The 24,695-nt window shown below is 66.5% G+C and carries 21 protein-coding genes and 1 pseudogene; 8 read left to right on the top strand and 14 right to left on the bottom strand.

Annotated elements, in window-relative coordinates:
• Positions 1-60 precede the first annotated feature (60 nt).
• The 4 genes from AB0H50_RS05615 to AB0H50_RS05630 all read left to right on the top strand — a co-directional run bounded on the left by AB0H50_RS05615 (position 61) and on the right by AB0H50_RS05630 (position 2,372).
• Entirely contained in the window at positions 61-291 is a 231-nt protein-coding gene (locus AB0H50_RS05615; RefSeq protein WP_357447409.1) for a ribbon-helix-helix domain-containing protein, read from the top strand.
• On the top strand, positions 288-731 hold the full coding sequence (locus tag AB0H50_RS05620; RefSeq protein WP_357447412.1) for a PIN domain-containing protein: 444 nt from the start codon (positions 288-290) through the stop codon (positions 729-731). The genes AB0H50_RS05615 and AB0H50_RS05620 overlap by 4 nt, the downstream gene beginning before the upstream one ends.
• Before the next feature lie 328 nt (positions 732-1,059).
• Complete coding sequence (locus AB0H50_RS05625; RefSeq protein ID WP_357447415.1) at positions 1,060-1,809, top strand: thioredoxin domain-containing protein; 750 nt, start codon at positions 1,060-1,062, stop codon at positions 1,807-1,809.
• Positions 1,806-2,372: a vitamin K epoxide reductase family protein gene (locus AB0H50_RS05630; protein WP_357447418.1), complete on the top strand. Its 567-nt coding sequence runs from the start codon at positions 1,806-1,808 to the stop codon at positions 2,370-2,372. Before AB0H50_RS05625 ends, AB0H50_RS05630 begins: the two co-directional genes overlap by 4 nt.
• A gap of 6 nt (positions 2,373-2,378) precedes the next feature.
• On the opposite strand, the gene AB0H50_RS05635 is transcribed toward AB0H50_RS05630, so the two are convergent.
• Entirely contained in the window at positions 2,379-3,479 is a 1,101-nt protein-coding gene (locus AB0H50_RS05635; protein WP_357447421.1) for a trypsin-like peptidase domain-containing protein, read from the bottom strand.
• A gap of 218 nt (positions 3,480-3,697) precedes the next feature.
• On the opposite strand from AB0H50_RS05635, the gene AB0H50_RS05640 reads away from it, so the two are divergent.
• Complete coding sequence (locus AB0H50_RS05640; protein WP_357447424.1) at positions 3,698-4,753, top strand: NAD(P)-dependent alcohol dehydrogenase; 1,056 nt, start codon at positions 3,698-3,700, stop codon at positions 4,751-4,753.
• 260 nt (positions 4,754-5,013) lie between these two features.
• A complete protein-coding gene (locus AB0H50_RS05645; protein ID WP_357447427.1) occupies positions 5,014-6,252 on the top strand; it encodes an AI-2E family transporter in 1,239 nt (412 codons plus the stop codon).
• A gap of 51 nt (positions 6,253-6,303) precedes the next feature.
• Here AB0H50_RS05645 and AB0H50_RS05650 read toward each other — a convergent pair.
• The 5 genes and pseudogenes from AB0H50_RS05650 to aceA form a co-directional block, all read right to left on the bottom strand.
• Positions 6,304-6,837: pseudogene (locus AB0H50_RS05650) on the bottom strand (TetR/AcrR family transcriptional regulator); the annotation flags it as partial.
• Positions 6,837-7,262: a VOC family protein gene (locus AB0H50_RS05655; RefSeq protein WP_357447430.1), complete on the bottom strand. Its 426-nt coding sequence runs from the start codon at positions 7,260-7,262 to the stop codon at positions 6,837-6,839. The gene AB0H50_RS05655 and the pseudogene AB0H50_RS05650, both read right to left, overlap by 1 nt.
• A 149-nt stretch (positions 7,263-7,411) precedes the next feature.
• Positions 7,412-9,715 carry a 5-methyltetrahydropteroyltriglutamate--homocysteine S-methyltransferase gene (gene metE, locus AB0H50_RS05660; protein WP_357447433.1) on the bottom strand — a complete coding sequence of 768 codons (2,304 nt, stop codon included), beginning with the start codon at positions 9,713-9,715 and terminating at the stop codon, positions 7,412-7,414.
• Positions 9,716-10,179: 464 nt separating this feature from the next.
• Entirely contained in the window at positions 10,180-11,052 is an 873-nt protein-coding gene (locus AB0H50_RS05665) for a 3-hydroxybutyryl-CoA dehydrogenase (RefSeq protein WP_357447436.1), read from the bottom strand.
• A 154-nt stretch (positions 11,053-11,206) separates the two neighbouring features.
• The gene (gene aceA / locus AB0H50_RS05670; protein WP_067840932.1) at positions 11,207-12,496 is read right to left on the bottom strand and encodes an isocitrate lyase; all 1,290 of its coding nucleotides are present in this window, start codon (positions 12,494-12,496) and stop codon (positions 11,207-11,209) included.
• 489 nt (positions 12,497-12,985) lie between these two features.
• Between aceA and AB0H50_RS05675 the strand changes: the two genes are divergently transcribed.
• Both AB0H50_RS05675 and AB0H50_RS05680 read left to right on the top strand, forming a co-directional pair.
• Positions 12,986-14,119, top strand: coding sequence for a lipase family protein (locus tag AB0H50_RS05675; RefSeq protein WP_357447439.1), 1,134 nt, complete (start codon positions 12,986-12,988; stop codon positions 14,117-14,119).
• Positions 14,120-14,262: 143 nt separating this feature from the next.
• On the top strand, positions 14,263-14,886 hold the full coding sequence (locus tag AB0H50_RS05680; protein ID WP_357447442.1) for a Uma2 family endonuclease: 624 nt from the start codon (positions 14,263-14,265) through the stop codon (positions 14,884-14,886).
• Between the two features lie 298 nt (positions 14,887-15,184).
• On the opposite strand, the gene AB0H50_RS05685 is transcribed toward AB0H50_RS05680, so the two are convergent.
• The 8 genes from AB0H50_RS05685 to AB0H50_RS05720 form a co-directional block, all read right to left on the bottom strand.
• Positions 15,185-15,421 (bottom strand): type II toxin-antitoxin system prevent-host-death family antitoxin, encoded by a 237-nt coding sequence (locus tag AB0H50_RS05685; protein WP_357447445.1) that lies wholly within the window; start codon positions 15,419-15,421, stop codon positions 15,185-15,187.
• A 117-nt stretch (positions 15,422-15,538) separates the two neighbouring features.
• Positions 15,539-15,826: a hypothetical protein gene (locus AB0H50_RS05690; RefSeq protein ID WP_357447448.1), complete on the bottom strand. Its 288-nt coding sequence runs from the start codon at positions 15,824-15,826 to the stop codon at positions 15,539-15,541.
• Positions 15,827-15,828: 2 nt separating this feature from the next.
• Entirely contained in the window at positions 15,829-20,460 is a 4,632-nt protein-coding gene (locus tag AB0H50_RS05695; RefSeq protein ID WP_357447451.1) for an HYD1 signature containing ADP-ribosyltransferase family protein, read from the bottom strand.
• Positions 20,457-20,783: a type VII secretion target gene (locus AB0H50_RS05700; RefSeq protein WP_357447454.1), complete on the bottom strand. Its 327-nt coding sequence runs from the start codon at positions 20,781-20,783 to the stop codon at positions 20,457-20,459. The genes AB0H50_RS05695 and AB0H50_RS05700 overlap by 4 nt, the downstream gene beginning before the upstream one ends.
• Positions 20,784-21,209: 426 nt before the next feature.
• The gene (locus tag AB0H50_RS05705; protein ID WP_357447457.1) at positions 21,210-21,416 is read right to left on the bottom strand and encodes a hypothetical protein; all 207 of its coding nucleotides are present in this window, start codon (positions 21,414-21,416) and stop codon (positions 21,210-21,212) included.
• 171 nt (positions 21,417-21,587) lie between these two features.
• Positions 21,588-22,487, bottom strand: coding sequence for an allantoinase PuuE (gene puuE, locus AB0H50_RS05710; RefSeq protein WP_357447460.1), 900 nt, complete (start codon positions 22,485-22,487; stop codon positions 21,588-21,590).
• Positions 22,484-23,455 carry an allantoicase gene (gene alc / locus AB0H50_RS05715; RefSeq protein WP_357447463.1) on the bottom strand — a complete coding sequence of 324 codons (972 nt, stop codon included), beginning with the start codon at positions 23,453-23,455 and terminating at the stop codon, positions 22,484-22,486. The genes puuE and alc overlap by 4 nt, the downstream gene beginning before the upstream one ends.
• Positions 23,452-24,651, bottom strand: a complete 1,200-nt coding sequence (locus AB0H50_RS05720) for an aldolase/citrate lyase family protein (RefSeq protein ID WP_357449300.1) — start codon at positions 24,649-24,651, stop codon at positions 23,452-23,454. The genes alc and AB0H50_RS05720 overlap by 4 nt, the downstream gene beginning before the upstream one ends.
• Between the last annotated feature and the right edge of the window lie 44 nt (positions 24,652-24,695).

The raw sequence follows: 24,695 nt of genomic DNA on the forward strand, positions 1-24,695 counted from the left end.
GGACCGCGCAGTCGGCCGATTCGTGGCCGGACTGATACCCTACGTAGTACCCTACATTCTATGAAGACCAAGACGAGCGTGTACCTCGAATCCCAGCAGGCGGCCCGTCTCAAGCAGGCCGCGGAGGAGTCCGGGCGGTCGGAAGCCGATCTCATCCGAGAAGGGATCGACCTCGTACTGCTCCGCACACATAACGTGCGCCGGAGCCGCCCATGGCCGTCGTTCGACTCCGGGGATCCGAACTTCGCCACCGACAGTGAGGAATTGCTCGGCGAGGCCTACGGGCGATGAGCTTCTTCATCGCCGACACCTCGGCCATCATCGCGGCCTACGATCGCGCCGCCGAGCTGCACGATCGCGCCCGCGACTTCCTGGCGACCTCGGTGGCCGTCGTCTCGCCGCTGGTGCTCGACGAGATCGATCATCTGCTGATCGCCCGATTCGGCAAAGACCGTCGCATCGCCGATCTAGTTCTCGACGATCTGCTCACCTCCGCCGAGGAAGGCGCGGTGCTCGTCCCACCGATCGACCGCGTCGATCTTCGAGCGTCGCAGCAGATCATGGGACAGTACCGCGGTCTCCGACTCGACCTCGCCGACGCCGTCAACGTAGTGCTCGCCGAGCGCTACCTGACCAACGACATCCTGACGTTGGACGAGAAGGACTTTCGCGCCATCAGGCCGCTGACACCCGCCCATTCCTCATTTCGCTTGCTCCTCCAGGACGCTTGAGCCGTCGGCGCGGGCGGTTCCGATCAGGTCGAAGAGTTCCGCCGCAACGCGGTCGGGGAGTTCGATGCCCGGGAAGTGGGTGTGGCCGTTCAGGCGGTTGTAACTGAACCACGGGTGGGCGGCGCGTCCCGCGTTCGTGGGCCCGCGACGCCGTCGACCTGGTGCTGAGCGGAGCCGAGATGCGCTGAGCGGACGCGCGCGACATTTCGGAATCTCTCAGGTTGACCCACGATGATGTGGACCGCGCCCGCTCATCGAGGAGTTCCGGAACTACCATCGTGGCGGCAGGCGAAACCGGCACGCGAGCGAAAGGTGTGGTGAACGCACGGTGAGCAACAATCCGGGACGGAACAATCCGCTGCTGAAGGCGGAGCGCGCCGACCGCAACCGCAAGATCCTCATCCAGGTGGGGGTGGCCGCCGTGCTGATCGGCCTGGTCGCCGCGATCGGCATCGGAATCGCGATCAAGAAGGCGGAGAAGGACGATCCCGGTCCAAGCCCGACCATCGCCGCGGCGCAGGCGCCGGGCACCGTCACCGGCTCGATCACCGACAACGGCTCCATCAAAATCGGCAAGCCCGACGCGAAGGTCACCGTCCGGGTGGTCGCCGATCTCCAGTGCCCGGCCTGCAAGGCCTTCGAGGCCACCTACGGCAAGGTCCTCGAGGACGCGGTGAGCACCGGCACCGCCGCGGTCGAATACAACATCATCTCGTTCTTGGACAAGGCCTCCACCACCCAGCACTCGACCCGCGCGGCCAACGCCTCCTACTGCGTCGCCGAGCAGGATCCGACGAAGTACCAGGCGTGGCTGTCGGCGATGTTCGCCCAGCAACCGCCGGAGGGCGGCAGCGGCCTGCCCGACGAGAAGCTGATCGAGATCGCCAAATCGGTCGGCTACACCGACGCCGTCGCGAGCTGCATCACCGACCGCACCTACGAGAAGTTCGTCGCGTCCACCACCGACAAGGCCTTCGACAGCGGCATCAAGTCGACGCCGACGGTGTTCGTGAACGGCCAGCAGGTCAACCCGAGCATGCTCGAGCAGGCCATCGCCGCGGCGGCCGCGGGCCAATGATCGCCGCGCCACCCCGGTCCGCCTGGCTGCTGCTGATCTGCGGCCTCGCGGGCTGGCTCGCCTCGATGGCGCTGACCATCGAGCGGTTCAAGCTCTTCACCGATCCCGGCTACCGTCCTACGTGCAGCATCAATCCGATCCTGTCCTGCGGCTCGGTCATGGTGACCGATCAGGCCGCGGTGTTCGGGTTCCCGAATCCGCTGATGGGCATCGTCGCCTTCTCTGTCGTGGTCACGCTCGGCGTGCTCGCGGTCGCCGGGCTCGGGTTCCCGAAATGGATCTGGGGCGGCCTGTGGCTGGGCACGGTGGCGGGCATCGGCTTCGTCTGCTGGCTGATCTTCCAGAGCCTGTACCGGATCAACGCGCTGTGCCCCTACTGCATGGTGGTCTGGGCGATCGTCCCCCCGCTGTTCGCGGTGGCCACCGACCAGCTGTGGGGCGGGTCGCGCGGCCCGCTCCGCGTGCTCGCCGAATGGCGCTGGACCATCGTCGCGCTCTTCTACGCGGTGGTGCTGCTGCTGGTCTTCCTGCGGTTCCAGGATTACTGGCTGAGCCTGTTCTGACGCGCGTCAGTTCGGCGCGCCCTCACCGAGCACGACGGTCACCGTCCGCTCGACGCCGCCCGGTCCGATCACTCCCAGGCGCACCGTGTCGTCGGGCTTGCGGACGTTGATCGCGGCGCGCAGGGCGCGGGCGGTGGCGACCGCCTTGCCGTCGATGGAGGTGATCACCTCGCCGTCGGTGAGTCCCGCGGCGGCGGCGGGACTGCCGTAGATCGCGACATCGATACGCGCGCCGCTCGGCTTCGCGTCGGAGATCAGCACGCCCAGCGTGGCGGTCGGGCCGATGTGCACCGTCTCCGTCGGCGTGCCGGAGCGGATCTGGCGCACCACCCGCATGGCGGTGTCGATCGGCACCGCGTAACCGTTGGGCTGCCGATCGACCGCCCGGTCGCGATCGCCCGACGCCGCGGTGACCACACCGACGATCGCACCGCGCCGATCGGCCAGCGCACCCCCGGACTGCCCCGAACTCACCGCGGCCGCGATCTCGAGCATCCCCGACAGCGCCTTGCGGGAAAGGTCGGCCGAATTCAGCGCGACGATCGTGCTGTCGAGATCGGTGATCTTCCCGGCGATCGCGGTCGGCGGACCGCCCGCGCCACCCGCATTGCCGATCGCGAGCACCTCGTCTTCCAGCCGCAGATCGGCGGAGCTGCCGAGCTGTGCGACGGTGAGTCCGACGGCGTCGGCCAGCTCGAGCAGGGCGATGTCGGCGCTGGAGTCGTAGCCGAGCACGGTCGCGGAGTAGACCCGGCCCGTGCCGACCGAGGTCACGGTGACCGATTCGGCGCCTTTGACCACGTGATGGCTGGTCAGCACCTGGCCATCGGGGGTGAGCACGATGCCCGACCCTGCGGCGCCCTGACCGAACATCTGGGCGGCGGTGCTGACGTGCACCAGAGCCGGACCGACGGCGGCCGCGACGGCGACCGGATCCAGCGGCGGCGCCGCTTCGGTCGCCCTCGGCGCGACAACCGAGCCCGGGCCCCCGAACAGCGGCCAGCCCGGCAACTCACCGCGATAACCGAGGAAGCCGGCCAGTCCGAGCACGGCGACCACGATCAGCGCGAGCGCTCGCCCGCTGCTACCGCGCCGTCCGTCGCCCATGGCACTCCCGCCTCTGCTACGCCTGACGAATTCCATTGTGGCCGGAGATCTTCACCGTAGATCAGAATTCGCGGCCGTCACACCCGCCGAGAGGCGGAAATATCGGACAGGATGGACATCCCCGGCGCTTCGCGGAGCAAACCCGTTCCGGCAAACACGCGGCGTCACGAAACCGGAGGGGTTGGCAATCCCGCGCATGCGACGGTAGGCATGTATTCATGAGCACTGTTGCCGCCGCCTACGCCCTGCCCGCTCCCGACGGAGCCTTCGAGAAGCTCACCATCGAGCGCAGGGAGCTCGGCCCGCACGACGTGCTGATCGACGTCAAATTCGCGGGCATCTGCCATTCGGACATCCACACCGCCCGCGACGAATGGGGCGGCACCCGCTACCCCTGCGTGCCCGGCCACGAGATCGCGGGTCTGGTGGCCGCGGTGGGTTCGGCGGTGACCAAGCACAAGGTCGGCGACCGGGTCGGCGTCGGCTGCATGGTCGACTCCTGCGGCAAGTGCGGCCCGTGCCTGGCCGACGAGGAGCAGTACTGCGAGGTCGGCGCCACCATGACCTACAACTCCCCCGTCGCGCCCGAGTTGCAGTCAGGCGGCTACACCATGGGCGGCTACTCCACCCAGGTCGTGGTGACCGAGAACTTCGTGGTGTCGATCCCGGAGGGCATCGGGCTCGACGTGGCCGCGCCGCTGCTGTGCGCGGGCGTCACCCTGTTCTCGCCGCTGCGGCACTGGCAGACCGGGCCCGGCAAACGCGTCGCGATCATCGGCATGGGCGGGCTCGGGCACGTCGGCGTGAAGATCGCCGCGGCTATGGGCGCGGAGGTGACCGTGCTGAGCCACTCGCTGAGCAAGCAGGAAGACGGCAAGCGGTTCGGCGCGCACCACTACTACGCCACCGGCGATCGCCAGACCTTCCGCGAACTGCGCGGCCGCTTCGACCTCATCCTCAACACGGTCTCGGCCGACCTGCCGCTGGACGACTACATGAAGCTGCTGAACCTGGACGGCACCCTGGTGATCCTCGGCCTGCCCGAGAACCCGTTGAGCGTCAAGCCGTTCACCCTCGCCGGCTACCGCAGGTCGCTGTCGGGCTCGATGATCGGCGGCATCGCGCAGACCCAGGAGATGCTGGACTTCTGCGCCCAGCACGGCATCGGCGCCGAAATCGAACTGATCTCCGCCGACGAGATCGACAACGCCTACGACCGCGTCGTCGCCAGCGACGTGCGATACCGGTTCGTCATCGACGCCGCGACTATCTAGGCGTACCTCCGCCTTCGCTCCGGCCGCGCGCGGGGCTGTCGACAGACTCCGTCCGCTGCGCAGATCGTGCGAACCTCCCGCCTCCGCTCCGGCATGCGCGGGGCTGTCGACGGACTCCGCCCGACTGCGCAGATCGTGCGTACACCGCCTTCGCTGCGGTCGTGTGCGGCGTTGTCGAGGGCTTCTTCACCTGCGTATGTGTTCGTACCCACGCAGGCATGTTGCGGGCGTCCGGACTCGCAGCTCAGTACCGTGGTTTTGTGTCCGCGGATGACCAAGACTCGACCACCCCGAAGTCCGGTGCGGATTCCCACCCGCCCGAGACCGAGAAGCCGAAAGCCGCGACGTCGACGTCCGACGTCTCGAACGCGCCGCCGCCGTGGCTGTTGCGCGCATTCCTGCTCGCCGCCGCCACGGTCGCCGGACTGATCTTCGGGTTCTGGGTGCTCCAGCGACTCCAGGGTTTGCTGACCGTGCTGATGGTCTCGCTGTTCCTCGCCTTCGCCATCGAGCCCGCGGTCAACTGGCTGGCCGCGCGCGGGGTGCGGCGCGGGATCGCGACGGGCGTGGTGTTCCTCGGGCTGCTGTTGATCGTCGTCGGGTTCCTGTGGACGCTGGGCTCACTGCTCGTCAACCAGGTGACCACGCTGGTGCAGAACGCGCCCGAATACGCCGACCGGATCGTCGACTGGATCAATCAGACATTCAACACGGAACTATCCGGCACCGACATACAGAAATACGCGACGGAGTGGAGCGACCAGATCGAGGGCTATCTGGTCGGTTTGGCCGAAAATGCCTGGGGCATTGGTACGGCCGCCATCGGCGCGCTCTTCCAGGGGCTCGGTGTATTGCTGTTCACGTTCTATTTCGCCGCCGACGGACCGCGCTTCCGCAACGCCGTGTCCTCGCTGCTGCCGCCGCATCGTCAGAAGCACGTGCTGCGCGCCTGGGACATCGCGGTCGAAAAAACCGGCGGCTACATCTATTCGCGCGGCCTGCTCGCCGTCTGCTCGACGCTCGCGCATTACGTGGTACTGCGAATACTCGACGTGCCATCGGCTTTCGCGCTCGCGCTGTGGGTCGGCGTGGTCTCGCAGTTCATTCCGACCGTCGGCACCTACCTGGCGGGCGCGCTTCCGGTGATCGTCGCGCTGGTGAACGGTGGCCCCGGCGACGCGCTGTGGATCCTCGGCTTCATCGTCCTGTACCAGCAGTTCGAGAACTACGTGCTGCAGCCGCGCATCACCGCCACCACGCTCGACATGCACCCTGCGGTCGCCTTCGGCGCGGTGATCGCGGGCGCCGCGCTACTCGGCGCCACCGGCGCCCTGCTCGCCATACCCGTCACCGCCACCGTGCAAGCTTTCGCGGGCGCCTACATCCGGCGCTACGAGGTGGAGACCGACATCGAATCCCCGGCCACCGAGCCGCCGAAGCGCGACGGCCGAAACCGGCTGCGGGAATTGATGATCCGGCTCACTGGTAACAAGCACTGAAGGACCGTTCGTCTCTCGCGATGCGGCGGCCGACCGCAGTACCGCGTCCACCGATGCTTCGGCGAGTGCGTTGTCGAGCGGCAGGTGGCCGAAGAGCGCACGAAAGTAGATCGGAGCGGCGACCGCGTCGAGCACGAAATCCATGTCGATGTCGGGGCGGATCTCGCCGCGTCCGATCGCCGCGCTCAGCGCGACTTCCGTGGTCTGCCGCCTTGGCTCGAAGACCGTGGCGAGGAAGTGCTCGCGCAGATCTGGATCGTTCGCCAGGTCGGCGAGCAGCGCGGGGAGTACCCGATCGAGCGAAGTATCGCGGAGTGCGGCGACCAGCTCGCGCATCGCCGCGATCAGATCGGCGCGCAGGTCTCCGGTGTTCGCGGTGGGCCGCAAGCCGAGCAGATCGGCGACCACCGCCACGACGAGATGCCGCTTGGATGGCCAGCGCCGATAGATCGCGGGCCGGTGAATTCCCGATCTCGCCGCCACCGCGCCGATCGACAGATCGGCATATCCGTTCTCGTCCAGCAACTCTCGCGCGGCGGTCAGCACCAGCGCGTCGATCCGATCGTCGCGGGCCCGCCCTGCCATCAGAACACCGGCCGCGGCATCAACATGACCAGCCAGCCGTCCGGATCGGGAAAGGCCAAGCCGCCGTTCGCCGCCCAGTACGGATTGTCGACGGGCACCGGCTCGACACCGTATTCACCGAGCCGCCGCACCACGTCGTACATCGGCGACTCACCTTCGAAATAGAGGACCAGCAGGTTCTCGGAACTCGGTGCGGCGCCGGGACTTCCATCGACATACGAGGTGAACTCCAGGTGATAGTCGGCGCCGGGCAGGCCGAGCATCACCCCGTCGTACCCGGCGTGATTCTCAAACCGGTACAGCTCGCGCAGGCCGAGCCCGTCGACGTAGAACCGCACCACTTCGTCGAGCCGATCCGTCGGCCGCGCGACCCGCACCTGGGCCACGCGCAGCGAATCGGGCCACGCATTCTCGTTCACAGTCATCACTGAATGATACGGTACGTACTGTACCGAAATAAGGTCCGCGTACCGCTGCTCGGGTGTCGCCGAGCCGGTGTCACGAGCATCCGCTACCGCGAAACAACCGGGCCGCCTTCCCGTTTCGCGACGGAAAGGCGGCCCGTGTCTGTCGACTACTCGGCCGTCGGCATGCGCCGTCGGATGCGACGTGCGGCGGCGACCATATTGCGCAGCGAGGGCTCGAGCTGCCAGTAGTGGCGGGTCTTGAGCCCGCCGTCCGGGTTTGCCCACAGCCGGTCCGGGGTGACGGCTTCGGCCGCGGCCGTGAGCAGTTCATCGAGCTCGTCGATGTCCGGGATACGGGCCGAACGGCTCTCGTACACACCGGGACCGACGCCGTGGCTCAGGCCGTGGCCCGAAGAGCAGTCCTCCTTGAGCGCCTTGAGCACCCACTCGATGGAGCGGGTGGCGACGATCGCGGTGACGTCGGCGTCGAGCTGCTCGATCGCCTCCACCACCTCGGCGCGACCGGAATAGCCGATGTGCGTGTGGATCTGGGTCTCCGGACGGACGCCGGAGGTGGCCAGCCGGAACGCGCCGACCGCCCAGCGCAGGTACTCCGCGCGGCCGACGTTGCGCAGCGGCAGCATCTCCCTGATCGCGGGCTCGTCGACCTGGATGATGGCGATGCCCGCCCGTTCCAGATCCACCACCTCGTCACGGATCGCCAGCGCCACCTGGTCGGCGGTCTCGTGCAGCGGCTGGTCCTGCCGCACGAACGAACGCGCGATCATGGTGACCGGGCCGGTCACCATGCCCTTGACCGGGCGGTCGGTGAGCGACTGAGCGTAGGTGATCCACTCCACCGACATCGGCGCCGGACGCGAGACGTCACCGTAGATGATCGGCGGTCGCACACAACGGGATCCGTACACCTGCACCCAGCCGAAGTGGGTGGTCGCGAAGCCGTCGAGCAGCTCGGCGAAGTACTGGATCATGTCGTTGCGCTCGTGCTCGCCGTGCACCAGCACGTCGAGGCCGATGTCCTCCTGCAGACGGATCGTTGCCTCGATCTCGGATTCGATCCGCTTGCGGTACTCGTCGTAGGACAGACGTCCCTCGCCGAGTTCGTACCGGGCCTGGCGAATTCGGTCGGTCTGCGGGAACGAGCCGAGCGTGGTGGCGGGCACCGGCGGCAGATTCAGCTTGGCCTGCTGGGCGATTCGGCGCTCTTCATAGGGTTCGCGCTCGCGCATCTGCTGCGTGATCGCGTAAACCCGTTGGCGCACCGCGTGCTTCTGCTTGAAGTGCACTTCCGTCGGCCGCTTGCGCCATTTCTCGGACGGACCCTCGGTGAGCGCCTTGGCCAGCGAAACCACCTCGCCCACCTTCTGTTTCGCGAAGGCGAGGCGATCGGCGACGTTGCCCTCGATGTCGTATTCGACGAGCAGGTCGTAGGGCACGTGCAGCAGCGTGCTTCCGGTGGAGACCACCAGATCCGGGCACACCTTGGCCAGTTCGTTGAGGTATTCCAGCGTCACGTAACGGTCGGCACGCCACACGTTGCGGCCGCTGATCACGCCCGCGTACAGCCGCTTGCGGCGGATGCCCGGCACCTCGGCGAGATCCTCCGGGCGGATACGGTGGCTGGCCAGGTCCAGACCGATGGCCTCCACATTGGACGCGGCGAGGATCGCCAGCGCCGGTCCGAAATCGCCGTACTGACCGGTGACCAGCATGCGTGGCCGCAGCGGCGCCTTGGACAGCCGCTGGTAGGCCCGCTCGAACGCGGCAAGCTCGGCCTCGCTGCGCTCGCTGGTGAACGCGGGCTCGTCCAGCTGGACGCAGGTGGCGCCCCGCTTGGCGAGAATGTCGAACAGCTCCTCGTAGACCGGGAGCAGCTTGTCCAGCAGTGTCAGCGTGTCGAACTCGGCCTCGCCGGGCACCTGGCCCGCCTTGGAGAGCAGCAGCAGCGAGAGCGGACCCAGCATGACCGGGCGTAGCTCGATGCCGCGTTCCTTGGCCCGGTCGAACTCGTCGAGCAGGGCCTCGGGATGCAGCGAGAAGTCGGTCTCGGCGTCGAGTTCGGGCTGCCGGTAGTGGTAGTTGGTGTCGATGTAGCGCACTAGCTCGAGCGGCGGCAGGTCGGGCCGCCCGCGCGCCATCAGGAAGTAGAAGTCCAGCGGCTCCATCACGTCCTGATAGGGCTGGAACCGCTTCGGCACCGCGCCGAACATCAGCGCGTTGTCCAGCACGTGGTCGTAGAAGGAGAAGGTGTTGCCTGGCACCTGGGTGAGCCCGGTCGCGGCCAGCTCGTTGAACTGCTGCTCCTGGATGTCGCGACCGACCTCGAGCAGCTCCTCGCGCGAGAGCGAGCCGTGCCAGTAGGACTCCAGCGCCCGCTTGAGTTCCCGATGCGGGCCGATCCTGGGATACCCCAGAATGCTCGACCCGTAGCCATCCGTGACGTTGACCATTGCGCGGGAGTTCCCTTCCGATCACCTGCGCGATATCCGCTCGTACGGCGGACGACGCGCAGCGCTGCGCTTTTCGGTGTCCTGCCGAGCCGCGCCAACGACCCGGCGTCCTTGCAGCTTATGCCGATTACTACTGGTACCACTGCGAAGCGATGAGCCGCCGATCACTCAACCGGCCCACCTGTCGATCATCCGAGCACTCCCAGCCACCCCCCGGGGCGAGCCCGTTCGCGGCCGTCTCGCGTCCAACCGTTCGCAATGCACGGCAGGCGGCCGCAGCACAACCTTCGACCAAGCCCACCATCCACGCACTCCCAACCACCCCCAGGGCGAGCCCGACGAGCCCGTTCGCGGCCGTCTCGCTTCCCGGCGGTCGAAGCGCATGCGACGAAGTCGCGAGTCTCGACCGCTGGGAAGCGAGACATAAGGGGCCGCGAACCCGCGCGCGCCAGCGCGCCAACAACTCAGCGGGAGTTGTACTGGTAGAAGCCCGCGCCGGTCTTCTTGCCGAGCAGCCCCGCCTCGACCATCCGCATCAGCAGCGGCGGCGCGGAGTACAGCGGCTCCTTGAACTCGGCGTACATCGAGTCGGCGATGGACTTGACGGTGTCGAGGCCGACCAGGTCGGTCAGCGCGAGCGGGCCCATCGGGTGGGCGCAGCCGAGCACCATGGCCTTGTCGACGTCTTCCTTGGTCGCGAAACCGGATTCGACCATGCGGATGGCGGACAGCAGGTACGGCACCAGCAGCGCGTTGACGACGAAGCCGGAGCGGTCGGACGAGCGGACGACCTGCTTGCCGAGCACGTCACCTGCGAAAGCCTCCGCGCGCTCGGCGACCGCCGCGCTGGTCTTCAGCGTGGTGACCAGTTCCACGAGCGGCAGCACCGGCACCGGGTTGAAGAAGTGCATGCCGACGACGCGCTCGGGGTTGGCGGTCGCGACGGCGATCTTCATGATCGGGATGGAGGAGGTGTTGGAGGCGAGCACCGCGCCCGGATCGGTGACGACCTTGTCGAGTTCGGCGAAGATCGAGGTCTTGACCTCTTCGCTCTCCAGCACGGCCTCGACGACCAGCTGGCGGTCGGCGAAGTCGCCGAGATCGGAGGTGAACCGCAGGCGCCAAGCGGCCTGCTCACGCTCCCGCTCGGTGATCTTGCCGCTGCTCACCCCACGGTCCAGCGAGCGCAGGATGCGAGCGCGACCAGCAGCCGCTAGTTCCCGGGTCTGTTCGTAGACGAGCACGTCGACATGCGCCCGGGCGCACACCTCCGCGATTCCTGCACCCATCTGTCCTGCGCCGATGACGCCGACACGCTGAATCTTCTCGCTGCTCACGTCCCGCTCCTGCTGGTCTGGTGTGGCTGGGATGGCTTGGGTTCTGGTCCAAGGTATAGGGATGCCCTCCCCGCCGGGGCTGTTCGGCGGGGAGGGCGGTACACCCCTACTGGAGTAGAGGGTTGTCGGCCTGCATCACTGCGGGCTGGTCAACTCAGTGGAACTGACCCTCTTCGGTGGAGCCCTTGAGCGCCGCGGTGGAGGTGTTCGGGTCCACGGTGGTGGCGATGGAGTCGAAGTAGCCGGCGCCGACCTCACGCTGGTGCTTGACGGCGGTGAAGCCACGCTCCTTGGCGGCCTTGAACTCGCGCTCCTGCAGGTCGACGAACGCGGTCATGCCTTCGCGGGCATAGCCGTGCGCCAGGTCGAACATGCCGTAGTTCAGCGAGTGGAAGCCGGCCAGGGTGATGAACTGGAACTTGAAGCCCATCGCGCCGAGCTCACGCTGGAACTTCGCGATGGTCGCGTCGTCCAGGTGCGCCTTCCAGTTGAAGGACGGCGAGCAGTTGTAGGCCAGCAGCTGGTCCGGGAACTCGCCGCGGACGGCCTCGGCGAACTTGCGCGCGACCTCGAGGTCCGGCACGCCGGTCTCCATCCAGATGAGGTCGGAGTACGGGGCGTAGGCCTTGGCACGGGCGATGCAGGGCTCGATGCCGTTCTTCACGCCGAAGAAGCCCTCGGAGGTGCGGGTGCCGTCCAGGAACTCGCGGTCGCGCTCGTCGACATCGGAGGTGATCAGGGTGGCAGCCTCGGCGTCGGTGCGGGCGATGACCACGGTCGGCACGCCGGCGACGTCGGCGGCCAGACGGGCCGAGGTCAGGGTGCGGATGTGCTGCTGGGTCGGGATCAGCACCTTGCCACCGAGGTGGCCGCACTTCTTCTCCGAGGCGAGCTGGTCTTCCCAGTGCGAACCGGCGACACCGGCCGCGATCATGGCCTTCTGCAGCTCGTAGACGTTGAGCGCGCCACCGAAGCCGGCCTCGCCGTCAGCGACGATCGGAGCCAGCCAGTTGGCGACCGAGGTGTCACCCTCGACCTTGGCGATCTCGTCGGCGCGCAGCAGCGCGTTGTTGATGCGGCGCACGACCTGCGGCACCGAGTTGGCCGGGTACAGCGACTGGTCCGGGTAGGTGTGGCCGGACAGGTTCGCGTCACCGGCGACCTGCCAACCCGACAGGTAGATGGCCTTCAGGCCGGCACGGACCTGCTGGACCGCCTGGTTACCGGTGAGGGCGCCGAGGGAGTTGATGTAGTCCTCGTTGTTCACGAGATCCCACAGGATCTCCGAGCCGCGGCGAGCGAGCGTGTGCTCCTCGACGACGGTGCCCTGGAGCTTCACCACCTGGTCCGCGGTGTAGTTACGGGTGATGCCCTTCCAGCGCGGGTTGGTGTCCCAATCCTGCTGGATTTCCGCAGCGGTCTTCGGGGTGCCGGTGGTCGACATCTCTGACTCCACTTCTCTGTTCGTTCGGGGGTGCTGCACGCTCACCGAGATTCCACTCGGACTGCTGAAGCGGCAATTCGCAGGCTTGCTAGGCCCTTGGGGTGTACTTCCACACGATGGCATACCGAGAAATGGCCGTCTACCTGTTGCTAATGTGAATCTCAGCTAGGTTTCGTACAGCGAATGCTAACTCTGCAAAGTTTGCGGGCGAATTGCAAGCATTCAACCTACCCGCAAGTAGCCCTGACATGGGGTTTTAGCGTAACGCTCGTACTGTTTGCGATCTCCGGCCACCCCCGCGGCAACACGCCGGGACACAGCGGCCTGTGAGTGGATTCACAGGTGGGGCGGCCGCCCTCTGTGTGGGCCGGGACACCCTTCGCCGCGAACCGTGCGCGCCGATGCGGCAGACTTGAACCGAGAGTCATCTCGAGGAAGCGTCCCACTCCGGTCGGAGCATCCACGTGGACGCCATCGAACAGGAGCCCCATGCGGAAACTGTGCCTCGCTGCGGCCGTCACGGCCTGCGCGACCGCCCTGCTGTATCCCTCCACCGCGAATGCCGAGCCCGCCGCGGGCACGGTCGAGTCGGTCGCCCCGCTCGCCGCGATCGCGACGCCGCCCGGCGCGGCGGACGCGGCCCGCCTGCTCTACCGCTCCACGACCGCGGGCGACGCACCGACCATCGCGAGCGCAGCCGTCTACTTCCCGGCCGGGACGCCGCCCGAGGGCGGCTGGCCGGTGATCGCATGGGCGCACGGCACGGTCGGCCTCGGCGACGACTGCGCGTACAGCATCGCCGGCCCCAGCGCCCGCGAACGCGACTGGGCTTACCTGGGCACCTGGCTCCAGCAGGGGTACGCCGTGGTCGCCGCCGACTACGCCGGACTCGGCACCCCGGGCGAACACCCCTACCTCAACGGCACGGTCGAGGCGCACAACGTCGTGGACGCGGTGAAGGCCGCGACGCGGCAGTATCCCTCGCTGGCGAAGAAGTGGGTCGCGGTCGGCCAGTCCCAGGGCGGCGGCGCGGCCGTCTTCACCGCCCGCTACGCCACCGAGTTCGGCGGGACCGAACTCGACTACCGCGGCGCCGTCGGCACCGGCGTGCCCGCCTACATCGAGGACATCCTGCTGCCGCTCGGCCCCGGCATGCCGCCGCTGGAACTGAGCCCGCACAGCACCGCCTACGTGCTGTACATCCTCAACGGGCTGCGCGCCACCTACCCCGAAGTCGATATCGACTCCTACCTGACCGACTCGGGCCGGGAGTGGCTCGCCCGCGCCCGCACCGCGTGCATCGTCCCGTTCGGCGCAGCGCTCGCCGGCGCCAACGTGGTCCTCGGCGACCTCTTCGCCCGCCCCCTCGCCCAGATCCCCGACCTCAGCGGCGTCCTCACCAGGACCATGGGCCTCCCTCAATCCGGCTACGACCGCCCCCTCTTCCTCGGCCAAGGCCTGCGCGACACCGACGTCATCACCCCCGCCACCCTCGCCTTCGCCGCCACATTGCAGGCCAACGGGCAGCCGGTCACCCTGCGCACCTACCAGCAGGACCACAGCGGAGCGGTCAACGCCTCCCTTCCCGACTCGCTGCCGTTCGTCCGCGACTTGTTCTCTTGAACCAAGGCGCCCCGCATCGAAAGGGTGCGGGGCCACAAGAGGATCGCCGCGCCCAGCGCCGCAACGCTAGGTTTCGACCACCGCCGAACGGCTGCTACCGACGTTCAAGCGTCGGACGGTTGATGCGATCTAGAATTCCCCTCATGTCCGCGATCTTCGACTGGGCGCGGCCGGACAACGTCCAGCCTGAACCGATAACGCTCGACATCTGGCGCGAGCTTCCCGAGGAGTTCTGCCGTTTGGTGGAGGTCGTCAACGGGGACGCCGTCCGGTGTGAGTCACCGACCCGGGCTCATCAGAAAGCGGTGCATCGGCTGCTCGCCATGCTCGAGTCGGCAGCCAGGGAGCATATGTCCGAAGACCCTTCGGCGTGCCTCGACGCAAACCACGACTTCGATGTCGTGCTGTGGGAGGTTCCGCGTGCCACCATCCGGCGCCCCGATGTCGCATTGTTCGAATGCGTACCACCTGACGTTCGACCGGTGCCGGCACGCCACATGAAGATCGTCGTCGAAGTCATCTCGCCCAGTCACGTCAAAACCGACCGGCTCGAGAAGATGGGCGAGTACGCCGCAGCCGGGATACCGTGGTACTGGTTGGTCAGCGTGTCCGATACCGATGTGACCTCTATCGAAGCCTACGGCCTCGACCACAGCGTCGGCCACTACCGGCTCGCTCGTATTCTCAAGCCCGGCACCGGTTTTGCCGTCGATCTCCCGATTCGAATCCAACTCGACTGGGAACAGTTGACCGACCTCGTGCTGTAAATGTGGCACGTGTCTTGGGAGCGGTCGGCGGCCGCACTCAGATCCCCTACCGACAACACCGCACACATGTACGCGATCTTGTAGTCGCGCCGCGTATTTCTCGGTCAACACCGGGTAGAAGATCGACTGATCCGGCAGCCGAGGCGGCCACTCACGCCATCCCGACTCAGCGACCAGCTGCAACTTCTCGGACCCAGTCGGACGGCCACAGCGTCGTAGGATGCCGACCGCACTGCCCTCTCACCCGTTGGCGGCGAACAGGACCTTGCAGCTCACGCCTCGACACTTCCGTCATCGGTCAGCGGTCGCGGTTCGACCATCCCCGCTCGACGTTGTCGATCGACTCCATCAGACGGCGAGCGTTCGCTCGACTATCCAGTAGGTATGCCGTCTCTTTCAGCGCCTCGTATTCGCGCAGACTGATGACGACGGCAGGCTCTTTGTCACCACTACGGGTGATGACGACTTCGTCGTTGCCCTCGGTCGCCGCATCGAGGACCGCCGTGAAGTTGGCCTGCGCCTCGCTGGCGTGCATAACGCGCATGGTGTGTGACCTCCACTCAGCAGCTCCTGCCCACCAGCAGGCCTCCCGCACATACGCAATCCCGTTCAGAATTCCAACCATTTCGACACGAGTATCGCTACCGACACTTCATTTACTTCGTGATGAGGTCGCAGCGTCCCACTCTCGTTCGAACTCCTCGGCGGATATACTCCACACCCGCAGATCGGCTTGCTCCGCAATCTCGTCTATCGATGGAAATGGAGCTTCTGCCAAAAAGGCGGTATCGGTCTCACGGTTCTCCGCAGCCCACTCACGACGCCCATCTCGATATACCTGAACCTTCCTCACCTCATATCTGTCATCACCTATCTCAGAGTAGAATTCAATCGGCTCATTATCGAATTCATGAGACCACGCCACTCGTATATATTCCACTATCAGTTCTTTCCGTGTCGAATTATCCTGCCCGCGAGGTCCAGTGGCCCATCATTGAGAATGACATAAACACCATCTCGCCCTTGTACGACCCGCAGGTCAGTCACGTCGATCTCTACGAAGTGAGAGAACTTTTGACCTCCCCATGGTGTACCGAGGAAAGCCCGCGCCAGCTGACCCGCGGTACGAGTACCTGGCTCGATGTCCGAAAGATATTGGCCGTCACCATAACGCGCATCCTTCGGATTGTCGGCTTTCCTCGAGGCCCACAGCTCTTGACTGTTCAGGATCTTCTCGAGCTTCTCTTCGGTGGTGTAATGGTAGAGTGTCCTCCTCTCGGATCTGCTTTCCGGTACCGTGCTCGAGTTCTCGCATGTAAGGCCAAGTGGATCTATCCACGCGGTGGGGTTGTGGGGATACGCGGCAGGGTTGGGCGAAGGCGCAAGCCCAAGAGGGTCTTGACTAAGAAAGCGACCGGTTGTGGGGTCGTAGTGGCGGTGAATGTTGTAATGAAGTCCGGTTTCTGAATCGTACTGCTGGCCGGGAAAGCGCAAGGGAGTATCAGCAACCCCGATCCAAACGGTCCTTCCCCAGAGGTCTGCGGCTGCATGGGCAGCGGTGTTGCCGGTCAGGTCGATGAGTTGGGTTGGGGTGCCGACCAGATCAGTGAGAATGGCGAAGAATTCGCGGTCGATGGTGGTTTGGTCAGCGGTTTGGGTGATCGGGGTGTAGGTGTCGGGTCGGTAGTTCCATCGCACCACTCCGTGCGGGATGCTCTGTTCGAGGAGATGGGTGTTGTCCCAGGTGTAGTCGATGTATTCCAGGACAGTGCCGTCGTTGACGAGGTGTTGTTTACTGGTGCGACGACCGAAGGCGTCGTAGGTGTAGTGCCACCACTGCCGGTCCGGCGTGTAAACATCGATGAGCTGGTCGAAGGCGTTGTAGCGGTAGTGCCAGATGTCGGGTTTGCGGGATAGGCGGGTGGCTTCCTTGCGGATGAGGCGGCCGGCCGCGTCGTAGTGGTAGCGGGTGCGGCCGTCTCGGATTAGGAGGTTGTTGCGGTACTCGCGGCGGTTGTCGGTGGTGAAGTCGGGTCGATCGGTGACGGAGGTGGTGGTCGGACCGGTTGTGACCGAAGCGGTTTCGGGTAGCTGACTGTTGGTGATGTTGCTGAGGGCGTCGTAGGTGTAGCGCTCGGTGGTTCGTCCGTTGGCGGTGATGGTGGTGACGCGGCCGATCGCGTCGAGGGTGTAGTCGCGGACGACCGGTCGGGTGTCGGGGCGGGTAGTGGTTTGGGTGGCGATGTATCCGTCTGGGCGCCAGGTGTAGTCGTCGCGGCGCAGCAGGGTCGGGCCGGGCGGGAGCGATGGGTCGTGGGGCGGCGCTGGGTTGGCGTGCACTTGCTGCTGGGTGACGAAGCCGTGGGAGGAGAGTGTCTGCTCGACGGTGATGGCGCCGAGACGCCAACCGGTGCTGCGGCCTACTGCGTCGTGGGCGAAGGCGATGGTGTGGCCGTCGGTGGTGAGCCCGGTGATTCGGCCGGTGGGGTCGTGCTGCCAGGTCGTGGTCGCGCCCGACGGGTTGGTTCGGCCGATGCGGCGGCCGTAGTCGTCGTACTGGAAGTGCATCGGCGGGCGGTCGTCGACGCGCTGGGCCGCCAGGCGGCCTTCGGCGGTGTAGGTGGATTCGACGGTGTGCGTGCGGTCGTTGCCGACGCCGGATGTCGCCGTAAGCGGCCGTCCGACCACATCGTGGGTATACCTAATCCATTCGCCGGTTTCGGCGCGCACTTCGGTGAGTCGTCCGAGGATGTCGTAGCGGTTGCGTCTGGTAATGCCGGTAGCAGCGGTCACTGCCGTGACTCGCCCGGCGACGTCGAAGTCGTATCGGGTCTGCGCGCCGGTGTAGTCGACTTCGCTGACGACCCGACCGGCCGGGTCGTAGCTGTAGCGCCACGTGTGACCGAGTGGGTTGACCGCCGCGACCATTTGCCGTTCGGTGTCCCACGCGTACCGGGTGACCGTCTGATCGGGCTCGGTGCGCGCCGTCAGTAGGTCGAACGCCCCGTAGGTGAAGCGAGTCTGCCCGCCCGCCCGGTCGATATGGGTAAGGAGGTTGCCTTCCCCATCCCATTCCCAAGTGGCGGTGTGGCCGTCGGAGTCGGTGCGGCAGAGTAGCTTTCCCTCCGGCGACCATTGATAGCGGGTGATCGCATTCAAGGGATCGATGACGGTGACGGGTCGCCCGAAATGGTCACGCCCAATCCGCGAGACGCCGCCGTGCGGGTCCACGATGGTGATCGGCAGTCCGGCGGCGTTCACTTCGATCACGGTGCGCGCGCCGGTGGATTCGGTGATCGATGCGACAGCACCGGACGGGTGGTGGGTGTGCACGGTGCGCAGGCCCGCGCTGTCGACGATCGCGGTGAGGTTGCCTTGTTCGTCGTAATCGAAGCCCCTGACGGAACCATCGGCATCGCGGATCACACCGGGCCGGTTGCGGGCCTGGTATTCGACAGTGATTGTCACCTCGTCCGGGCGAGTAACCGTGGTGAGGTCGCCGTCGTCGTTGTACTCGTATCGCGTGATCGCGCCGTCTGCGGCGATCACCCGGACGGGCTTGCGGTCGTCGTTGTAGTCGGTTCGGGTGCGGGCGCCGGTCGGATCGATCGTGTCTCGCAACCGCAGATCGGAGTCGAACTCGAAGACCGTCACCGCGCCGAGCGAATTGGTGTACGTGGTGCGGGTGCCCGAACCATCGGGAAGAGTGTCGTAGCCGAACTGGGCGGACATGATGCCGTCGGTGCCGTGCTGGCGGATGACGCGACCCGCCACGTCGTAGACATTGTGCATCTGGTTGCCGTTGGAGTCGGTCCACGACAACATCCGATGATGGTCGTCATAGGTGTAGTGGGTGATGGCGCCGACGCCGTTGGTGATGGACACCAATTCGCCAGCCTCGTAACCGAATTCGCGTACACGGGTGACGAGCTCAGTGCCGTAGGCGTCGCGTCCGAGCACCGAAAGCGCTGTGACTCGTCCGTCGGCGGTGTCCACTCGCACGCGGTAGCCGCCGGAATGGGTGACTTCGGTCGGCGTGCCGTCGGTGTCGTAGTGAAAGCGAACCTCGTTGTGGTGGCGGTCGGTGATCGCGGTGATCGGGTAGTCGCCGAGCAGGGTGGACAGTGTGCTGTGCGTGGATTCAGGGGTGAAGTGCCACGTGATTTCGCGGTCGGGGTCCGAGACACGGTAGCCGCCCGATTCGGTGCGGGTCATCGGCCAGCGCGGCGAACGGCCCGAGGGAAGCACGGCAATGTCGGGTGCAGTGTGCGGGTAGGCCAGGAGAATTCCGTCCTCGCCGACGAAGGTCACGCCAAGCTGATCGACCACCACGCGCATGTCCAGCGTCGCCGACCAGGATGGGCCGAACCAGCGTCCGAACCGGTAGCTCGACCGGTGTCTGCGCCGCAACTCCAGGTTCAGTACTCCGGGCAGCTCCACATCGGTTTCCGGAAGCAGGAATTCACCGGTCGCGGCGTCGACGGGGTCGCCGCAGCTGTTGACATCCTCGGGCTTCTGGGTGTCCTTCGGGTTGTTGGTCCGCGCTTCATCCCCCACACCCTCGTTCGACTTCTTCGGAGTACTGGGCTTGGGATTGTCGGTGCCACTCGGCGAATTCGTGCCCGCCGGATTGGTACCGTCGGACGAATTGTTCGGCGAATCAGGCTGTTTCGACGGAGTGTCAGTGGGCTTCGTCTCGGTACCGGCGGGCTTGGTATCGGTATTAGCCGGTTTCGTATCCGTGCCGGCCGGTGTCGTGTCGGTGTCGTTGGTCGTCTTCTTCGACGGACGAGCGCCCGACGGGGTGCCGCCCTGCTTCCCGGTCAGCTTCTTGATGATCGCGGCGAACGCGTCCTTCAGCTTCCGCAATAGCGGAGTCAGCTTCGACATCGTCGAGGCCAGCTTGCGGAACAGCGTCGAGATCGTGTTCAAGGTCTTTGCGACATAGACGGCAGCCTGGGTAGCCACCACCGGGGTACCGACACCGAGAGTGAAGATCGCCTCCGCGGCCCACACCGCCAACCGGCCCACCGCTTGCGCGACGATGTCGCGCACCACCATTCGTACAGCGGCCACCACGCCACCCGCCATCTGAATGGCCTGCGATGCCGCTTCGGCCGCCTTCGTCGCGGCCGCCAACGCATCAGCAGTCTCGGCTGCCCGCGCCCGATAAGCGGTCGCAGTCGCGCCCTGCCACTCGGAGATGTCCTGCGAGACGGCCTGTTTGTGCGCCTCGGCCGCCTCGCCGATCTTCTCCGAAACATTGCTCCAGGTCTTGGCATACGCCTCGATCTGATCCGGATCACCGGCGACCCAGTTCAACGCCTCCTGCAACGGCTCGACATGCTCGATCAACCACCCCACACCGAAACCGGCCAACGTGCCGAACGGATCGACCACCACCGCGGCGACCTCGAGCCCGACACCGACGACACCGAGCCCCGCCTCGACCCACGAACCCGACGAAATCGCCTCGTACGTATCCGAAACCGTCTCGAACAGCGTGACACCCGAATACCACTCGGTGGAGTCCTCGGCCTGCGCGATCAGCGGATTCGACTGACCATCGCTCACTCGGTGGACCCGTTCGGCTCGACCGCCTTCAGCTTGCTCGCGTTCGAGCTGTCGGTGTTCTCGTACCCGTCGGCAACCGTCCGCAACTTGCCCGCGTCCTCGCCGACAGCCGTCACGGCGGCCTCCAACGCCGCGATCCCGTCGGTCTCGACCGAATCCACGAACAACGGTGGCAGAAAGGCACAGATCTTGCCGAATGCCTCGGTGGGATCCGACACAGCCTGCGCTGCCTCCAATGCTTGCCCCAGCGGAGCGGCCAGCTTCTCCACATTCGATGCGTGCGTGCGGATCCGCTCCGGATCGACGTTCAAGCTTTCAGCCATGAAGCACCACCTCCCCGCCCCGGGGCATCCACCCAGGTCGAAACCTCCTGTGGCACCCCACTAATGCCACCATGAGCATAGCCAGACGCCGATGTCGGCCGTAGCGACCGACAATCGGAGTGCGGCAGTGCCGAGCGGTATACAACCGGCCACGGATGTCCGGGCACACAACACTTCACCGTCGCCGCACCCAGTACCGGAACCAGCAAAACTTCGCCGCCGTCGTCGAGTTGCGGCCTACAAATATCGACGCGCACGGAAGCCAATCGGTTCCAACGAATTCGTATGCGGCCCCGAAGGCCGTACAGTCCAGCCGAATACGACTGATTCGCTGGTCACCATCACCAGCGATGCGAAGCGGAAAGCTCCGGACCAATCCATCGTCCGGAGCCAACTACGTCGATCACCTGCGCATCCGAGGCCTGTTTACCTCGCCGCCACGGCCGACCAGCCGTAGTACGTCACGGATGCACCCGGAGCCACCGTCGCGGTGGGTTCACCCGTGCAGTCCTTGGTCGCAAACACAAGGAAGTTCCGCGTGCTGCGATTCTGGAAGTGGATGTCACGCGGGAAGCCGCTGGCCCAGCACGAGTCCAGGTCGCTCAGCTCCAACTGGTTGTCGATGATCACCACTTGTCGGCCGTCCCCGCCACCGAACGAGCCGGTGGGGAAGGCCGAGGCGGTGGGAGCCGCCAGTGACGCCGCTGCGACGGTGAGAGCACCTATGCAAGAAAGCATTCCGAGTTTCACAGTTCGAGGCTATAAGTTGCGACGCACACCGTGGCTGGGGATCTGCTCAGCGTGTCAGCTCGCCTCCGGCGGATGCACCGCCCGCCAGTGCTCGGCGATATCGATCCGCCGGGTGATCCACACCCGATCGTTGGACTGCACATGGTCGAGGAAGCGCTCCAGGGCGGCGGTGCGGGCGGGGCGGCCGACCAACCGGCAGTGCAGGCCGACGGAGAGCATCTTCGGACTACCTTCGGCCCCTTCGCGATACAGCACGTCGAAGGCGTCGCGCAGGTGGGCGAAGAACTGCTCGCCGCTGGGGAAGCCGGCTGGGGAGGCGAAGCGCATGTCGTTGGTGTCCAGGGTGTAGGGAACTACCAAGTGGTCGTGTCCGCGCACGGTGACCCAGTACGGCAGGTCGTCGGCGTAGGAATCGGAGTCGTAGACGAAACCACCGTGTTCGACGACCAATTCGCGGGTGTTGGGCGAATCGCGGCCGGTGTACCAGCCGACGGGTGGGGCGCCCGTCAGCTCAGTGTGGATGCGCACGGCGTCGGCGAGATGGGCGCGCTCGGTCTCGATGTCGGTGAGCTGGTAGGACTTCCAGCGCAGGCCGTGACAGGCGATCTCGTGCCCCGACTCCAAGAACGCCGCCACCGCCTCCGGGTTTCGTTGCATCGCGCTGGCCACCGCGAACACCGTCAGCGGAAGTTCGCGGCGCTGGAACACTCGGAGCACCCGCCACAGTCCGGCGCGGGAACCGTACTCGTAGAGCGACTCCATGCTCATGTGGCGGTTCGGAAACGCCTCTGCCGGAGTGATTTCCGAGAGGAAGGTCTCCGAATGCGGGTCGCCGTCCAGCACACTGCTCTCCCCGCCCTCCTCGTAGTTGAGCACGAACTGCACCGCGATGCGCGCAGCATCGGGCCAGCGCGGGTCGGGCGGGTTCGGACCGTATCCGACGAAGTCCCTCATGCGCCGAGCTCCCCGTACAGCCGCAGCCGCGCGAGTCCGCCGTCGGGATAGATATCCAGGCGTACTTCCTCGACCGAGGCCGCCATCGGCGTGATCGGGAACCGATGTCTGGTGTCAGGCAGCAGTTCGGTGCGCGGCAGCAATTCGACCTCGGTGCCGTCGTTGGTGCGGCCCGTGAGCCGCGCCGCCGCTGGGCTGTTGCCGAGGAAGTAGGAGGTGTCGATCTCGGCGAGCCGGATGAGACCCGGACCCGCGAGACGGATACGTACCCAGTCGTTTCCGTCGTCGCGGCGACGCGCCGTCTCCCACCCGTCGCCCATGCATCGCGCCGATCCCGGGTAGAGCAGCTGGTTGGGTGAACTGTAGAAGCGGTTGGAGCAGTCGAGTACCAGCGCACCGTTCTCCAGCGCCGCCAGGTCCAGCGGGCCGAGGCCGAAAAGGGCGGGATCGGGCCGTCCTTCGCCGTGCACGCGCAGTCGCGCCACGCCGCCGTCCGGATGCATGGTGAGGCGCACGTGGGTCCACCGCTTGTCGCTGTCCACGGGGAAGGGATTGCGGGTATCTCCGGAGACCGGAGCCCGGTCGATCAACGTCACCCAATCCGTCCGGCCCGCAATGGTTTCGGCGGACGGATAGCCCGCGATCTCGAGCGCCGACAGCGACACAGCTGGCGGATAGTTGCCGCGGAACCACGCGGTGTCCACCACGACGCCGCGGATCACTCCGGGCACACCGAGCCGCACGATGGCCGAGTCGTCGCCGGGCGCGCCGCGGCGCCTTCGGGTCTCCCACCCGTCGTAGATCTGGCCCCTGTGCCCGAAGGTGGACGGTCGATACTCCGGGACGCCGGGATCGATCAAGTTCTCCTTTTCCGCGAAGAACTCGTCATCGGCCCAGATCACCGCGCCGCCGAGCGGGCGGACCGCCAGATCGGGCAGCAGCGTGAAGTGCCCGTCGGCCTCGTTCATCGCTTCTCCCGTACACCGAGATCACCGATCGGCTCGCGGGCGGCCAGCGCCCGCAGCACTTCGGGCGTCAATTCCGGTGCCGCCGCGGACAATTCCTCGTCGGATCGCGCGCCGCAGCGCAGGCCGCGCAGCACGGTGGCGGCCAGTGCCTCGGCGGTCGCCGGTTCGTCCACCACCCCCGAGTCTCGCCGCGCCAGGTAGGCCCGCAGCCGTGGCACCGCGACGTCGATCGCGCCGCGGAAGAATTCGTACGTCGCCATCCACCGGGTGATCAGGTGCCCCGGGTGCATATCCCAGCCCTGGTAGTAGCCGCGACGCAAGGCCCGGGTGACGAGCCGATGGTGTTCGCGCAGCGCGGCTTCCGGTTCGACCTCGGGCACGATCTGGGTGGAGCCGTCGCACACCCAGACGCCCGTCTGCGCCGCGGCCGCCTGCATGACGGCCTTGGCGTGGTCGGCGGCGGGATGGTCGAGCGCCTGATCGGTGGCGGCGATCCCGCATGCTGCGGTGTAGTCGTAGGTGCCGAAATGCAGCCCGGCGCAACGTCGTCCGGCGACCTTGATCATCTTGGCGACGGGCACGCTGCCGTCGGCGCCGACGATCGCCTGCGGGCTTTCGATCTGCAACTCGAAGCGCAGCGTGCCGTCGGCGAGCCCGGACCCGCGCTCCAGCCCCTCGCACAACGCGACGAGCGCCGAAACCTGCTCGGCGGCACGGATCTTCGGCACCGTGAAGACGAAGCCCTCCGGAACGCCGCCCGCGGCGTCCAGCACGAGTTCGAGGGTGCGCACGGCCCTGCGACGTTCCAGTCCCCCGAGTCCTTTGACCCGAATGCCGAAACCCGCTGGGCCGCAGGCACCAGCAGCCCACCCGGCGAGGATCTGACCTACCGCGGTGGCGGCCGCGTCCTCCTCCTCGTCCGAGCGGAAACCGTAGCCGTCCTCGAAATCTATCCGCAGATCCTGGACCGGTTCGCGCAGCAGCCGCTCCCGCACCGCGGGCAGCGTCGCCGAGGTGTCGAGCTCGGCGAGCGGTGCGGGGTGGGCGTCGAGAAGCTCGACGGCCGCGGAACCCCATTGCGCCGGGGTGTCGGCGCTCGCCAGGTCGGCGGGCACGTAGACGGTGTGGATCGGTTGCGTCCTGTCCCCAGGCCCCGGGTAGCGCGCCCGCAGATCGGCGTCGACGGCGTCGAGCATGGCCTCGATCCTGGCCCGGACGTTCTCCGGCAGGCGTGTCACGG

This window comes from Nocardia sp. NPDC050793 (genome assembly GCF_040654065.1).
Classification (GTDB): Bacteria; Actinomycetota; Actinomycetes; order Mycobacteriales; family Mycobacteriaceae; genus Nocardia.

What these genes read in the sequence shown, in the direction of transcription:
- AB0H50_RS05615 (WP_357447409.1), top strand. Translation starts at nt 61, where the DNA reads ATGAAGACCAAGACGAGCGTGTACCTCGAATCCCAGCAGGCGGCCCGT.
- AB0H50_RS05620 (WP_357447412.1), top strand. Translation starts at nt 288, where the DNA reads ATGAGCTTCTTCATCGCCGACACCTCGGCCATCATCGCGGCCTACGAT.
- AB0H50_RS05630 (WP_357447418.1), top strand. Translation starts at nt 1,806, where the DNA reads ATGATCGCCGCGCCACCCCGGTCCGCCTGGCTGCTGCTGATCTGCGGC.
- AB0H50_RS05635 (WP_357447421.1), bottom strand. Translation starts at nt 3,479, where the DNA reads ATGGGCGACGGACGGCGCGGTAGCAGCGGGCGAGCGCTCGCGCTGATC.
- AB0H50_RS05640 (WP_357447424.1), top strand. Translation starts at nt 3,698, where the DNA reads ATGAGCACTGTTGCCGCCGCCTACGCCCTGCCCGCTCCCGACGGAGCC.
- AB0H50_RS05655 (WP_357447430.1), bottom strand. Translation starts at nt 7,262, where the DNA reads ATGACTGTGAACGAGAATGCGTGGCCCGATTCGCTGCGCGTGGCCCAG.
- metE (WP_357447433.1), bottom strand. Translation starts at nt 9,715, where the DNA reads ATGGTCAACGTCACGGATGGCTACGGGTCGAGCATTCTGGGGTATCCC.
- aceA (WP_067840932.1), bottom strand. Translation starts at nt 12,496, where the DNA reads ATGTCGACCACCGGCACCCCGAAGACCGCTGCGGAAATCCAGCAGGAT.
- AB0H50_RS05675 (WP_357447439.1), top strand. Translation starts at nt 12,986, where the DNA reads ATGCGGAAACTGTGCCTCGCTGCGGCCGTCACGGCCTGCGCGACCGCC.
- AB0H50_RS05680 (WP_357447442.1), top strand. Translation starts at nt 14,263, where the DNA reads ATGTCCGCGATCTTCGACTGGGCGCGGCCGGACAACGTCCAGCCTGAA.
- AB0H50_RS05685 (WP_357447445.1), bottom strand. Translation starts at nt 15,421, where the DNA reads ATGCACGCCAGCGAGGCGCAGGCCAACTTCACGGCGGTCCTCGATGCG.
- AB0H50_RS05700 (WP_357447454.1), bottom strand. Translation starts at nt 20,783, where the DNA reads ATGGCTGAAAGCTTGAACGTCGATCCGGAGCGGATCCGCACGCACGCA.
- puuE (WP_357447460.1), bottom strand. Translation starts at nt 22,487, where the DNA reads ATGAGGGACTTCGTCGGATACGGTCCGAACCCGCCCGACCCGCGCTGG.
- alc (WP_357447463.1), bottom strand. Translation starts at nt 23,455, where the DNA reads ATGAACGAGGCCGACGGGCACTTCACGCTGCTGCCCGATCTGGCGGTC.
- AB0H50_RS05720 (WP_357449300.1), bottom strand. Translation starts at nt 24,651, where the DNA reads ATGCTCGACGCCGTCGACGCCGATCTGCGGGCGCGCTACCCGGGGCCT.